The 14,888-nt window shown below is 38.1% G+C and carries 7 protein-coding genes; 2 read left to right on the top strand and 5 right to left on the bottom strand.

What is annotated here, in order from left to right; all coding sequences use genetic code 11:
- The first annotated feature begins 9 nt into the window (after window positions 1–9).
- Window positions 10–5,517, top strand: coding sequence for a choice-of-anchor L domain-containing protein (locus P176_RS20010; protein ID WP_051605449.1), 5,508 nt, complete (start codon window positions 10–12; stop codon window positions 5,515–5,517).
- Between the two features lie 319 nt (window positions 5,518–5,836).
- On the opposite strand, the gene P176_RS0109960 is transcribed toward P176_RS20010, so the two are convergent.
- The 3 genes from P176_RS0109960 to P176_RS0109970 form a co-directional block, all read right to left on the bottom strand.
- Entirely contained in the window at window positions 5,837–6,214 is a 378-nt protein-coding gene (locus tag P176_RS0109960; RefSeq protein ID WP_026754568.1) for a hypothetical protein, read from the bottom strand.
- A gap of 83 nt (window positions 6,215–6,297) precedes the next feature.
- Window positions 6,298–7,725 carry a DUF5689 domain-containing protein gene (locus P176_RS0109965; protein WP_026754569.1) on the bottom strand — a complete coding sequence of 476 codons (1,428 nt, stop codon included), beginning with the start codon at window positions 7,723–7,725 and terminating at the stop codon, window positions 6,298–6,300.
- A 54-nt stretch (window positions 7,726–7,779) separates the two neighbouring features.
- Window positions 7,780–10,617: a carboxypeptidase regulatory-like domain-containing protein gene (locus P176_RS0109970; RefSeq protein ID WP_369793765.1), complete on the bottom strand. Its 2,838-nt coding sequence runs from the start codon at window positions 10,615–10,617 to the stop codon at window positions 7,780–7,782.
- A gap of 180 nt (window positions 10,618–10,797) precedes the next feature.
- Between P176_RS0109970 and P176_RS0109975 the strand changes: the two genes are divergently transcribed.
- Complete coding sequence (locus P176_RS0109975) at window positions 10,798–11,871, top strand: endonuclease (protein WP_026754571.1); 1,074 nt, start codon at window positions 10,798–10,800, stop codon at window positions 11,869–11,871.
- A gap of 63 nt (window positions 11,872–11,934) precedes the next feature.
- Here P176_RS0109975 and P176_RS0109980 read toward each other — a convergent pair whose 3' ends face one another.
- Together P176_RS0109980 and pbpC are read right to left on the bottom strand one after the other, a co-directional pair.
- The gene (locus P176_RS0109980) at window positions 11,935–12,372 is read right to left on the bottom strand and encodes a hypothetical protein (RefSeq protein ID WP_026754572.1); all 438 of its coding nucleotides are present in this window, start codon (window positions 12,370–12,372) and stop codon (window positions 11,935–11,937) included.
- Window positions 12,373–12,521: 149 nt separating this feature from the next.
- Window positions 12,522–14,870, bottom strand: coding sequence for a penicillin-binding protein 1C (pbpC, locus tag P176_RS0109985; RefSeq protein WP_026754573.1), 2,349 nt, complete (start codon window positions 14,868–14,870; stop codon window positions 12,522–12,524).
- Window positions 14,871–14,888 lie beyond the last annotated feature (18 nt).

The following is a 14,888-nucleotide window of genomic DNA, read 5'->3' on the forward strand; positions in this document are numbered from 1 at the left end:
GATTTCAAAATGAAAAAAATTACATTATTAATCGTGTTCTTACTATCGGTAATGCTGATTGAGGCACAAACCTATGTTGATGAGGATTTCGATACTGAAATCCCAGCGACTTGGACTGTAACTGATGAGGGAGCGGCTACTGACGATTCTTGGATTTCTGGACAAAAAAACGGACAGTCGCTTGATGGTTCTAACGGTGCTCTTGTAGATAGCGATGCCAACGGAAATGGCACCCAACTTATAGAAACGTTAACCTCTCCAGTATTTGATGCTACAAGTGCGGTTAATCTCTTTTTAGATTTTGATCAGTATTATCAAAATATCGGTGCAGATAGCGCAATTGTAGAAGTCTTTGACGGGACAACGTGGATTGAAGTGCTAAATCAAACGGCAACAATAGGTATATGGAATAATCCGAATCAGCAGCATATTAACCTTACGGCTTATGCAAATGCTAATATGCAGGTGAGATTTGTTTATAATGATGGAAATACTTGGGCATGGCAGTGGATGGTTGACAATGTCTTAATTTACAATTCAACCTGTAATTTTCCTTCAGAAGGTGTGGCTGGTAATATTAATGTGACTACGGCAGACCTATCTTGGACGCCAGGAGGATCTGAATCTTCTTGGGAAATTATCAATCAAGAACAAGGTGGGCCAAGTCCTACAGATGCTGATTCTGGGACAGCAACTACCGAGAATCCTTATCAAGTTTCAGATTTAGTAGAAGGCACCAACTATGAGTTCTATGTAAGAGCCGATTGCGGAGCAGATGGAACAAGTCTTTGGGCAGGGCCATTTACCTACAGAGTTTCTGGACCAGGTGAAACCTGTGAAGCCCCAATAATGGTAACAACTCCGCTTCCTTATGTCACAACAGACAATACCTCAAATTATATAAATGATTATGGAGGTTCACCTGGAGCAGATTGTGGATCTACCTTTGGATACCTTAATGGGGATGATGTTGTATATGCGTATTCACCAGATAGTGATACTTCTGTAGATATTGAATTATCTGAAATCACAGATAATTATACGGGTGTTTTTGTTTATACAGATTGTGCTAATATTGGTACTGCTTGTGAAACAGGAGCAACAAATAGTTTTTCACTAGATGATTTACTTATTGATAACTTTACCGTTTTAGCTGGAGAAACATATTATATCGTTATTTCAACTTGGGCAGCGCCTCAAACAACGGGTTACACCTTAACAATTACTGAAAATACCTGTATTGATCCAGAAGCTAATTTTGAAGTGGTTTCAGATTGCGTCAACGGACCTCAATTTTTTGTTGACGTAGATGTTACAAATTTAGGATCTGCTGGTTCGGTCACAGTTACTGATGATCAAGGGAGTACTCCCGAAACCGTAACCGCTACGGGCGTTGTTACTTTTGGTCCCTATGCAAATAATACGCCGGTGATTTTCACATTAGAAAATGATGATGATGCCAATTGCCTTATTACGAGTGCAGCGCAAAACCAAGAATTTTGCTTAGATACTGTTGTAGATTGTAATGCAGGACCAATTAGTGCTTTTTATTGTTATTCAGCTAATGACACCAATCAATTTTCATATACAAGTACTGATGGATCACCAATTAGATTGACCATTGATTCTGGTCAAGTTGAAGGCGCTCCTTTTGATTTTCTTGTCATTTTAGACTCAGATGGAGTTACAGAACTTTATAACGGTGAAGGGAATGATGGCGATATTTCAGGTTTAACTTTTCAATCTACTGGCGACACTATATTTTTTCAAATAACGTCTGATGGTTCAGTAAGTTGTCAGAATGGTTTTGGAGATTTAGCTAATGGTATCGCATATACGGTCACTTGCGCTACTTGCGTAAATCCTCAAGCTACTTTTGAAGTGGTGGGAGACTGTCTTGTTGCACCACAGTTCTTTGTAGATGTGGACATCACAGACATAGGATCTGCAACATCATTAACAGTCACAGATAATCAAGGAAGTACGGCAGAAGTTGTAAGTGCTGCTGGTATAGTTACTTTTGGACCATATGTAAACAATACTAACGTTCAAATCACCATAGCTAATGATGATGATGTTAATTGCGTTATCTCAAGCAATACACTTACGCAAGAAATTTGTTTAGAGAATCTAGTAGATTGTACGGCTGGTCCAGTTAGTGCCTTTTACTGTTACGAAAGCAATGATACTAACTTGTTTTCTTATACAAGTTCAGATGGCAACCCACTCAACCTTACCTTCAATTCGGGAGAAATAGAAGGTGCGCCTTTTGATTTCTTGGTAGTTTTAGATTCAGATGGAGTTACAGAACTGTATAATGATGAAGGCAACGATGGAGATTTATCTGGCCTTACATTTCAATCAACAGGTGATACTATTTTTTTTCAAATAACGTCTGACGGTTCTGTGGCTTGTCAGAATGGTTTTGGAGATTTGGCAAATGGCTTAAATTACACAGTCTCATGTGCCACTTGTATAAATCCTGCTGCCTCTTATCAAATCATAGACGATTGTGATAATGGTGAGCAGTTTTTAATAGATGTTAATATTACCACCTTAGGTGACGCAACATCATTGACCATTTCAAATAACCTAAACGGCGATACAACCCCTGTAACTGCTACAGGAGTGTATCAAGTTGGTCCGTTTCCTTTTTTAACTGATGTTGTTATTACAGTGAGTAACGATCAAGATGTCAATTGTGTTATAAATAGTAGTGCAATTCAACTTGCCGCATGTCCTCCAGATAATGATAACCCTTGTAATGCTACTGTTGTAGGTGTTAATGAAGGCAATGACTGTGATATTATAGCATCTGGAACCTTATTAGAGGCTACACCATCTGGAATTGCTCCAGGCACATGTACGGGTAATGCAAATGATGATGTTTGGTTTCAATTCGTAGCTACAAGCGAGGTTCACTTAATTACTTTTGATAATATCGATAGTAGTGGCTTTTTTGAAGATTTAGATCATGCTGTTTATAGTGGTTCATGTGATACACCTATAGAAGTATACTGTTCAACTGCAAATGCCAGCGTAACACCAGAGTTGGTTGTTGGAGAAACCTATTTTATTAGAGTCTTCTCTGCAGGCGCTGATCCTGTAGATTATACTTTTGATCTTTGTATTCGTCCAGGTACTGGTAATGTGTCTGTAGATCAAGACACCTATACTGTAGAAGAATTAGTCACAGATGTTTTGATTGGTTTGGATTGTGCTGAAATCACAAATATAACATTCTCTACTGGTACCAATTTTGGTAGCACCAATGGGATTGGATATTTTTCTGCTGGAGAGGGAGACTTTCCTTTTACAGAAGGGCTTTTATTGACAACTGGTGATGCTAGCAGAGCTGGGGGTCCAAATGTCAACACCTTGAGTGATGGTGGGTTTAACTGGCCTGGAGATGCAGATTTGGATGGTATTTTAGACGGTTCAAGTACAACTAATGCTTCTATAATCGAATTCGATTTTGTTGCTTATGCAAATGAAATTAGTTTTGATTTCTTAATGGCTTCCGAAGAATACAATGGTAGTACTGGAGGTAGTTTTGAGTGTAATTTCTCAGATGCATTCGCCTTTTTATTAACAGATGAAGATGGCGTAACCACAAACCTTGCGGTGTTACCTGGAACTACAACGCCAATTTTAGTAACTAACATACACCCAGAGAACCCTGGTTGTGCGGCAATAAACGAGGAATATTTTGGGGGTTATACACCTCAAAATTTACCTCCAATTTCTTTTGATGGCAGAACTACAGTTTTTACTGCGTTCTCCGAAGTTAATCTAGGGGACACTTATCATATCAAATTGGTTATTGGTGATGCCTCCCAATTTGGAGGTGATACAGCATTCGATTCAGGAGTGTTTTTGAAAGCAGGTAGTTTTGATATTGGTCAGATTGATTTAGGAGCAGATATAACTGTTGAAGCAGGTACTGCAACTTGTGATAATCAACCAAATACAATTCAGACTACAGCTGATAATGTGGCTCATGTATGGTTTAAAGATGGTTTTGTTATTGAAGGAGAAACTACAAATGTATTAACGGTTACAGAAGCAGGAACTTATACGGTTCAGATTATCTTTTCTTCTCAGTGCATTGTTTCAGATGAAATCATTGTTGAATTTTTACCAACTCCTGAAATACCAGCTGCACCAGATGACATTTTTGAATGCGCAGCAGGAGACATAGCAACTTTTGATTTAGATGAAAACAATGCTTCTATTTTGGGAGAACAGAGTCCTAATGATTTTACAATTACGCATTATCCTACTGAAGAAGATGCTAATAATGGTACAAACCCATTAATGTCGCCTTACACCAATATCTCAAATCCACAAGTGATTTATGTGAGACTTGAAAATAATATTACGGGCTGCTTCTCTATAAGTAATTTTAATTTGATAATCTCAGATCCTGTTGCTCCTGGTGTAGCCGATGATCTTTTTGAATGTTCAGCTACCAATACAGCGATTTTTGATTTAACTCAAAATGATGACGCCGTGTTAGGGGGGCAAGCTCCTGGAGATTTTATCATTACGTATCACGCTTCTGAAGATGATGCCAATAATGATACAGGTGCTTTAAATTCACCTTATACAAATGTTTCTAATCCTCAAGTTATTTATGTGAGATTAGAATCAGCAGTATCCTCCGGCTGTTACTCTGTGAGCACGTTTAACATCGCTACAGAAGCGCCTACTCATACTGCTGCAAGTATTGAGTATGCAGAATGTGACAATGAAGATGATGGCTTTGCAGATTTCAATTTAGAATCTCAAAACGCTAATGTTTTGAATGGTCAAGATCCTGCTCAATATATTGTGACGTATCATGCTACGCAAGCAGATGCCGACTCTGGAGCCAATGATTTGGTATCTCCATATGAAAGCACTGGTGAGACTATTTTTGTAAGAGTAGAATCGGTAAACTATGCGCAATGCTATGTCACAAATACGATGAACTTGGTATTTGGTATTGATCCTGTAACTAGTTTTACAGAAGATTTTGACTACGAAGTGTGTCCAGACGCAACAAGTCCTATACTTATCGAAGCTACTCCAGAAAACTACGATGTATCAGAAGTATCGATCAGATGGTTTAGAGATGGTCAACCAGATCCTATTGATGGGGAAACCAGCTTAACGTTACCGGTTCTAGAAGGTGATACCTATACTATAGAGGTTACTTTTAATGAAACGGGATGTTTATCTTATCAAGATATTGATGTCATTACTTTAGAAAGTTGTGTCATACCACAAGGTATTTCGCCTGGGAATAATGATGGTCTTAATGATGAATTCGATCTTAGTAATTTTAGAGTCGCTAAAATTGAGATTTTCAATAGATATGGTACTCAAGTTTTTGAGAAGAATAATTACACAGATGAGTGGTACGGTCAGGATATGAATGGCAATGAGCTACCAGTAGGTACTTACTTTTATTCTATTTTATTTGAAGACGGAGAACGTACCACTGGTTGGGTATACGTTCAACGAGAAAAATAAATAAATTTTAATTAACTAATCACAATCAAAAAGCCTCCATTGTTCTAAACAATGGAGGCTTTTACTTTTTAACTGAAACGGATGTTATTCTCCCCGCTGAAAAAAGTACAGTAACCTATTTTTTATGGATCGTTGAAGTTGTAAAAAGATGAAGTGAAAAAAACTTACAACAACTGAATGTTATTAGACTAGATGTCAAATTTTAAAAGCGTACTGTTTAGAGTTGGCTAAAGCTTCTACTAAGTCTTGAGAAACAATATCTTTTTTACAATTCAAAACCACGAGTCTAGTTTATAGATCAGCCTTAAGATTAATTGGTTTAAAAGGCTTGTAATAATAGAATACAAAGACTAAAAATGCCTATTAAGACTAACCACAGCGTGCGCATACTGTAATTAATAGGATTGAATTTTTTCGTGTTGGCCCTCATGATTTTGCTTTTTTTGCCACTGTACTGTAGCCAATTTTTGAGACATAAAAAGAGTACGACCAATACATAAAGCAGCCAAGCGTTTTCAGAGTTCATACCAGAGGTATGCATACCTTTTAGAAAAACGGCGATTAGGATGCCCGATAATAGGAGTAGGCCACTCTGTAAGAGCGATACATACCAAAGCGCATAACTATTAGCTTTCTGTTTGTATTTGGGCTTATAATGCTTTTGAACGGATAGGAATAAATTGTCAAATATGGTCATAGGATTGTTTGAGAGTTGGAGTAAATATAAAAAGAAAGCCACACCGAATGAGATGTGACCTATACTTAATATCAAATAAAATGTTATTGGGCATTTATGCTCACAAAGTCAAGCTCATAAGTTCCGTCATAGTCTATTGAACCACTGCCAATATATTTAAAAGCAATGTGTATTTGACCAGATTGGCAAGATAAGTCTACATTTCCAGAGTTATACCAAGTGCCAAAGTTGTCATTATCTTGAGTAATGTATGCGTCAGAAATAATCCCCCAATTGGCGGTAGTGATTCCATCTTCGGTGCCATCCCAATCATTAGAAAACAAGACCTGCATCATACTTCCATCAGCAAAACTATTGGACGTCTCAAAACTAAGAGTAACTCCGCTATATGCATCCAAATCAATTTGAGGCGTGATTAACCAAGCGATGGTACTAGCATCTCCAGAATTTGAAGAGCGCACTCGTGCAGAAATACCTTGAGAAGCGTTCGTGCCAGTTTGCGTATATGCCTCCCACCCCTCGCTACCATATTCAATATAATTGGTCCAACCGTTTCCAGAAATTAAAGTGTTGTTAGATTGACCTTCAAAATCATCTTCAAATAAAGTATTTGTACCAGTTGTGGCAGCCAATCCACAGGATAGTTCAATAGGATCACAGCGGCTGTCATTATCGAAATGAATGTCTTCAGGAGAGTTTACATAGATAGTATAAAACTCATCAAAGAAATCCCGAGTTAAAATCCCGTCTAATGTTCCTCGATTTAAGGGTAAATGAAGGGATTTAAAGTCGGAAAATGTACTTGTGCTAAAAATCACGGTAGCAGTTTCTTCACAGCTTTCTAATAAGCGTTCACCATCAAATTGGTCGTCATCTTCTGATGCAAATGTCTTGGGATTGCTGCCTAAAACTTCATCTCTATTAAATTGCACATCATTTAAGCGAATGTAAATGTTTTCTAAATCGTTAGAAAAATCGCTAATGGCAACCTCTAATGGAACAATGGTGGCAACTTCTGGATCTCTTAAAATATGTTCTGCTCTCTTAGTACTTGAGATTTTACCTAAGCTATTGCCATCTGCCTTTCCTATTTGAATCACTCCATTATTTTCTGAAACAGACAATCCATCTAATTTAATATAGACCTTTCTTCCAAACTCATACATTGTAAACAAAGGGTTGACATCGACTAAAACTAAAATTCCGGCGGTTGGGTTTTCGGGTTGATCTTGTAAAACAAGTTCCTCAAAAAAATTCCCGCCTTCATCACTCGAAATCACATAGCCAGACATATAGGTGTTGAAATTAGGATTGTTTTCATAAGTGACCAACTCCTCTTGTTGAGCATAATTGCCTATTACAGCATCAATATCCACGATGAGATCATCTGTTTTAAACACTATTGGCTCTACAGATATAGTTGGTGTTTCGAAATCATCATCTTGAACACAGGAGCTAAATATAACAATGCATATTAGGAGCAATAGACTGTTTGTTTTATTTGTTTTCATCCTTATAATTTTTATTTTTCCTCTTCGGAAAGGAGCCGTTTAATACAATCATGTTTAGAATCTAATGTAGAAATTGAGGTAATAAGTGGTTCCATTTCCGAAGAAATAGCGGTTCCCGAATAGCGGTCCGTTGTCGTTGGTTTGTTCCTCTAATTGACTTCTATAATCGACTCGTCTTGATTGTTCAAAACCACCCGTTTTGTAGGTTTTATTAAATACGTTGTTCACCGTTGCAAAGAACCCCACGAAATAATTGTCGATTCTCCAGGATTTACCGCCAATGATATTAACAAGCATGTAATCATTAAATTGTTCTTGCCTTAATAGTTGCTTTGCAGTGGTCTCGTCATACGCATTGAAAGTTGCCCCAGAAAAATTTCCACCTTGTTGAAAAGAACCTGGACCTTCTTCTGGGAACAGATCGGTATCCATAAAAAAAGCGTCAGACCTCTTCAGAGCACTTACATCAACATAAGAATGAGAGAATTGATTAGCGGTGGCGCCAAACCACCAATAATTTGGATCGCGATATTCAAAACCTATCTGGAATGCGCGTTCTGGCCCTCCTGCAACATGATAATCTTTTAGTTGCGTTGTCCCGACGCCAAAAGTCAGAGGTTGGTCAATATCTGCACTTGTATAATATAAATTGGGATTGTTGGTGTACATATATTGCCCCACTGCAGCGGCTCCTTTTAACTTAATGGTGGGTGTTATTTGAGCCTCAACTCCTAATTCTGCTCCAACGTTACGACGGTCTATATTGGTTTGAATCTCTTGAACAAAAAAACCTGAAGACAATTCGGTGAAGAAAAAACCAATATCGGTACCATCTTCAAAATCGGCAACATAAGCGGTTAATCTAGTTTTTAAAATAGGACTTCTAAAGATGTAGCTAAGGTCTACAGCCTTTGCTTTTTCGCTTTCTAGTCCAATCACGGTTTCATTGCTTTGTCTGGCATTACCAAATGAATTTCTAATGGTTGGTGCTTTTGTAACATAACTTGCATTAAAATCTATGAGATGTCGACCTGTCACTTTATACGTAGCACCAGCTTTTACACCATAATTTGAAAAATCTAATGTTTCGCTTTTACCAAAAGAACCATCGGGTCCGGTGCCTTGAAAGTAACCGTTTTCGTAAAGGCCATTTCTTTGGTAATTGGTTTGAGAAAGGGTAGTGCCTAAATAGAAATCAATTTTAGTGTATCTAAATTGAGCTTGGGCAAAAGCACTGATAACAATGGCATTAATGTTATAATTGTATTTGTAACGCTCTCCTTCTTGAACAATTCTATTTGGATGTCGAACATCGCTTTGTGCAAGGTTTTCTAACTCTTGGCCTTGAGCATCATCTGCAAAGCTATCAATATCCAAATATCCTGTCCCGCCTAAAAGATCTTGTAAGTTGGCGAAATTTTCACTTTTAAGGTGTTTATAACTTAAGTTGCCATTTAACCTTATACGTTCGCTCAATTCTGTATCTAAAATAGTGTTGGCACTAAATTGATTGTCATCATTTCTATCTTCTTGAATGGCATAAATAGAATTACCACCTTGAGCTCTGAGAGTTTCGTTGGCTTGATATAGCTCTCTCCAATCTAATTGCCCATCAGTTCTAAACGCACTGGCAGCCAAATAAGCCAGTTCATAATCATAAGCTGAGGGGCTTGGGTTTCTTAGATGATAGCTTGGTAAGTTTTGGTAGTAAGAGGGGTCAGGGTTTCTTGCACCGCCAATATAGGTTTCTTGTCCATTAAATGTCACAAGCTTTGAACCATTATTGTCAATGCGTGTATTGCCGGTTTTTCCAAATTGATAGGCAACGTTAGTATTTAATTTTGTTTTAGAGGAAAGGTTCCAGTAATGATTCAACATTAGAATAGGCTCATTGGTCTCTCTAATTCTAGAGTTTCTAATTTCGCCATTTTGAGCGCCCCAAAACGGATTATAGGTATTGTCCTTTAAGTCAAAAACTTCCTGCGTGATCGCCGTAGATCTACCTCTTCTGTTTTGTGCATAAATTCCTGTGAAGTTAATGCTGTGCTTTTCGCTAATTTGTTTTTCAACAGCAAAAAAAAAAGAGTTGGCATCATAGAGCGTGCCATCTACAAACCCTTCTTCTCCAGAACGTCTAGAGGCTAAAATAGAATAAGACCAGCCGCCATCAAGAAGACCAGAGCTGTAGCTTGCCATAACACGATTGGTATAACTTCTATTCGCATTTGCATAGGATATGCGGCCACCTGCCTGATATTGTGAGGCTCGCATGATGATGTTATTTGTGCCGGCTAAATCTCCAAACGTATAATCGTTAGCAGAAATACCCATAGAAAATTCTTGATTTCGCTGTACATCATTAAGACCTCCCCAGTTGGCCCATAGTGGCCGCCCATTAAATTGTTTGTTCATTTCAATACCATTGATCAAAACTTTGCCATTAGCATTGTCTAAACCTCTTGGTCTAAAAAACGTGGCACTAAAATCATAAGCTGCTGCGTTTAAAAATACATCTCGTGAAGACTGTAATAAACCAGAAATATTATCAGTTAAACCATCATCTTCGCTATTGAGATTATCATCAGAAATTGAAATAATGAAAAGATCTTTTTTGTTGCTCACGTCATAATCCAAAGTCATACCAGTAATATCAAGTGTCTTTCCCTCATTTATTATTATGGGATAACGTTTGGGACTATAGTTTAATTTTTCAACCTTCAAAATCTGTTCCCCTAAAGGGACAATAGTTTTGAATTGAAACTCACCTTTGGCATCTGTTTTAGTGACATGATGAGATCCTTCAATAGTGATAGTGACGTCAGGAATGGGTTCTAAAGTAGTGCCATCTAAAACGCTTCCCATAACAACCGTGTCTTGTGAAAACGAAGGCAAAGTAGCGAAGGTTAAAAACATAAGGACATGATACCTCTTTTTCATATTTTACAATGAATTATGGGTCAGTATGTATTGATTAGTAGTTAATTAAGTACTTAAATGTACATTTTTTTAAAATAATAATCTACTTTTGATTAAAGAGTTTTAATAGAGCATTATTAACTTAAGGCATATACAATGAGATACTTGCAATTTTATGGCGTAATTTGGATATTGTTTAGTACGGCTCTGGTTTTTGCTCAAAAAGAAAGCAATGAGAAGCGCTTTAAAATTCATACGGTTGCCTTTTATAATTTGGAAAATTTGTTCGATACCATTAACGATAGGACCAAATTTGATGAAAAAAGTCCGTTGATGGAGATGAAGGCAAATCGGGAAGCTGCTTATCTCAAAAAAGTTCATAACATGGCCCGTGTGATTTCAGATATTGGTGCAGATATTGTGGGGAACTCTCCAGCTGTTATTGGGGTATGCGAGATTGAAAACAGGGAAGTCTTGGTGGATCTGGTTAACGATCCTTTGCTCTTGAGTAGAGACTACGGCATCATTCATTATGAGTCGCCAGACGCTAGAGGTATCGATGTCGCTCTATTATATCAAAAGAAATTATTTAGACCAATAAGTCATAATAGCCATGAGGTCAAGATTTATGATAACTCTACTGGAAAACGCAAGCAAACTAGGGATCAATTGCTGGTAAGTGGTGAGCTTGATGGAGAATTAATTCATGTTTTGGTCAACCATTGGCCATCTCGAAGTGGAGGCGAGGCAAAAAGTCGTCCTAATCGAGTGGCAGCAGCTAAGACGAGTAAATATGTTGTAGACTCTTTACAAGTGATTGATCCCTACGCCAAAATTTTTATTATGGGAGATTTAAACGATGATCCTACTAATGATAGTGTTAAAGAAGTGCTTAATGCCAAATCAGATCGGGAAGATGTGGGACTCAAGGGAATCTACAACCCCTATGAAGATATGTTTGTAAAAGAGGGTTTTGGGACCACGGCTTATAGAGATTCTTGGAGTTTGTTTGATCAAATCTTAATGACCAAACCGCTTATAGAGACTCAGGATTATACCTCCTTCAGATTGTATAGAGCAGGAATTTACAATAAATTATACTTGTCTGAAAAGCGTGGCCGTTATAAAGGCTACCCCAAACGCAGTTTTTCAAATGGGAGTTTTACAGATGGTTTTAGCGACCACTTCCCCGTGTATGTCTATATCATACGCCAAGTAGAAGAACCATAAATGCTTTTTATGAAAACAAAAAATGCGCCCAATAACTGGCGCATGTTTTGTTTTTAGAGTGGATTAAAACCAAACACTCCAAGGTATTTTGGCCAATACCAATATTAAGGCCAAAGTGTAAAAAATGGCGAGCATTTTAAATTTAGGGACCGAGGTTAATTTCTTTTTATGTTTTGAATAGCCAATGGTAATAAATACCACAGCGATAATCATGGTCAAGGGATGCTCAATAATATTAGAACGCAACGTGTCATTTTGCATGATCCCTTTCATTCCCATCTCACCAATCAAGGAGATATAATTAGCTGAGAAAAACAGAACAATCCCAATCAATAACTGAATGTGGGTCACGATAAGCGTAAACAGAGCGATTCTGAAATCTTGGGCGTGAAATTCCTTTTTTCCAAAGAATTTGATCAAGGCATTAAAAGTAGCTAACACTAGCATGATCAATACCAAATAAGCCCAATAAGAGTGAATGAATTTTACTGTTTCGTACATAAGATGTCTCGTTTAGTTGATCTTACAAAAGTACATAATTTGTAGTACTCAAAACTAATACAATCACGCATTACTTTTGAGGTTTTAAAGTAAACGAGCGGGATAGGTGCTTTTTTCCGATTTTATTTGAAATGGTCTTCTTTAATAAGTTATCCTGAAATCGAAATCCATCGTTTAGCCTCATTGCCCAAGTCATCAACCACAGTGATGACATGCTCCCCTTTCTGCGGAAGTATCGCCAACTCGTGTAGATCTTTTGTTACCCCTAAATAGGTGTCATCGAGGTACCAAAATACTTGACTTTCTGGTTTTGAATGTGCAATTTTAATCACGAGATCGTTAGTTTTTCCATCGAAATCCTTCGGAAGGAAAATGGTGTTATTTGCCTTTGGATAGATGAAATCCATGGTCGCTAAGTGCTCACCTTGGCAATCCAATCTTAATTTTGGCAAAGGTTTATAGAACGGATGTTTCTTTTGAAAATAATAGGCCTCTAATGGAGGCAGCACGAACCAGGGTTGCTGTACGATGTCGCTTATGTTTTCACAAGAGGAGTTCACTTGATAGGTTTGTGAGGCATCAACATTGGCAACAACATGATAGGGGCAGGCCTGTGTTTTCAATCCGCTTCTTTGCACAAAAGTTTGTTCGGTATGATTGCAGATTGTAGAGGCGCGATGCCCACTCTCTTTACAGATCAACACCTCTTGCATTTCGTCATAGGGTTTTGCAAACCATTCGCTATTGGGTAGAAGATCAAACACATCAAACAATATTGGCGCGGCGGTTTGAACGCCTACCAAACCAGGACGTCCTTCTCCATCTGCGTTACCTACCCAAACGCCTACCACAAAATCTGTAGTAGTACCAATGGCCCAAGCATCTCTAAAACCGAAGCTCGTTCCCGTTTTCCATGCAATTTTTTTAGAATCGTCAAAAAACTCCCAGCTTTCTTTACCTTCGGGACGGTTCACTTTTTTGAGACTTTCAAACGTTAAGTAAATAGATGCAGCATCAAATAGTGTTTTGTTTGTGGACGTTGTTCCAAAGTCGATGGTTTCCGAAGCCAAAAAAGTAGGCTCTACAAATTCATTTGAGTAATATTCACTTGAGGTTTCAGAAAAATGATTTAATGTAGAAGATAGGGCGCCGTAACTTTTGCACAAATCCCATAGATTGCTCTCGGCACCGCCAAGAATGAGCGATAGGCCATAGTGATTGGCATTATATTTAAGATCTTTTAATTTCAAATCCTTTAAATAATGATGAAACCGGTCCAATCCAAACGCTTGCAGCATTCTTACCGCTGGGACATTAAGCGATTTTGATAATGCACGACTCGCAGGGACTACACCATCAAATTCTTTGTTGAAATTTTCTGGATTGTAACTGCCAAATTGAGAGGGCACATCGGTCACTAACATGTCGGGCAACAAATCGCCAGTGTCTAACATGGCGGCATAAAGAAACGGCTTTAAAATACTTCCGGTGCTCCGGGGCTTGTCAATAATATCCACATCTTTTTGATGCTCTTTATCGGTTGGGGTGTTGCCTACGTAAGCTAAAATTTCTCTGGTATGAACATCCATGACCAAGACCGCGGCATTATGGATTTCATTTTGTTTGAGCATGTGGTATTGATTTTTTACAATCAAGTTAACGCGTTCTTGAAGGCGAAGGTTAACCGTAGTTTTAACACGTTCACCCTGATGTTCATGAGCTATTTTTTGCAAGAGGTGTGGTGCGGTTTGTGGTAGGGCATAGGGTTGCAGAGGTAAGATTTCGGCAATTGAGAGTTGATAGGTCAAGCTATCTAAAATTTGATGGTCAAGTAATTTTTTAAGTAATCTGTTGCGCTTATTTAAAAGCTGTTCTTGGTTTTTTCCTGGGTAAATTAAACTGGGAGCATTGGGTAAAACCGCAAGTGTGGCATGCTCTGCCCAAGACAAGTGATGGGCGTCTCTGTTAAAATAACGCCAAGCCGCGGCATCTAATCCTACAACATTGCCGCCAAAAGGCGCATTGCTGGCATAATGCGCTAGTATGGCTTCCTTAGAGTCACGTAACTCAAGACGTGTTGCTAAAATAACTTCCTTTAATTTTTCCCAGTAGGTTCTGGATTGTCCTTTTCTAGACAAACGAATAACTTGCTGGGTTAAGGTACTGCCCCCACGTTGCACCGTTCCAGAACTTAAATTGTCTTTTAAAGCTTTGAAGATGGAGATGGGATTAAACCCGGGATGCTGATAAAAATATTCGTCCTCAAATTGTACAATACAGGTTTTAAATTTTTGCGGAATTCTATCATTATGAGGAAAACGCCATTGCCCATCAGGAGCAATTTGTGCTCCCAATAAGGTGTTATTTTTACTGGTAATAACGGTTGCTGTTGGGTCATTGAATAATTTTGTAGGCAAACAAAAAGCATACGCTACCATAGCAACGGTAAGAATTACCGATTTGATTTTATGTTTTTTTATATAGCGTATGAGTTTCATTTGTGTTTTAATAGAATT

The organism is Sediminibacter sp. Hel_I_10 (assembly GCF_000688335.1).
In the GTDB taxonomy this organism is placed as follows: Bacteria; Bacteroidota; Bacteroidia; order Flavobacteriales; family Flavobacteriaceae; genus Psychroserpens.

Coding starts and splice junctions, on each gene's coding strand:
- P176_RS20010 (WP_051605449.1), top strand. CDS start 10: ATGAAAAAAATTACATTATTAATCGTGTTCTTACTATCGGTAATGCTG.
- P176_RS0109960 (WP_026754568.1), bottom strand. CDS start 6,214: ATGACCATATTTGACAATTTATTCCTATCCGTTCAAAAGCATTATAAG.
- P176_RS0109965 (WP_026754569.1), bottom strand. CDS start 7,725: ATGAAAACAAATAAAACAAACAGTCTATTGCTCCTAATATGCATTGTT.
- P176_RS0109975 (WP_026754571.1), top strand. CDS start 10,798: ATGAGATACTTGCAATTTTATGGCGTAATTTGGATATTGTTTAGTACG.
- P176_RS0109980 (WP_026754572.1), bottom strand. CDS start 12,372: ATGTACGAAACAGTAAAATTCATTCACTCTTATTGGGCTTATTTGGTA.
- pbpC (WP_026754573.1), bottom strand. CDS start 14,870: ATGAAACTCATACGCTATATAAAAAAACATAAAATCAAATCGGTAATT.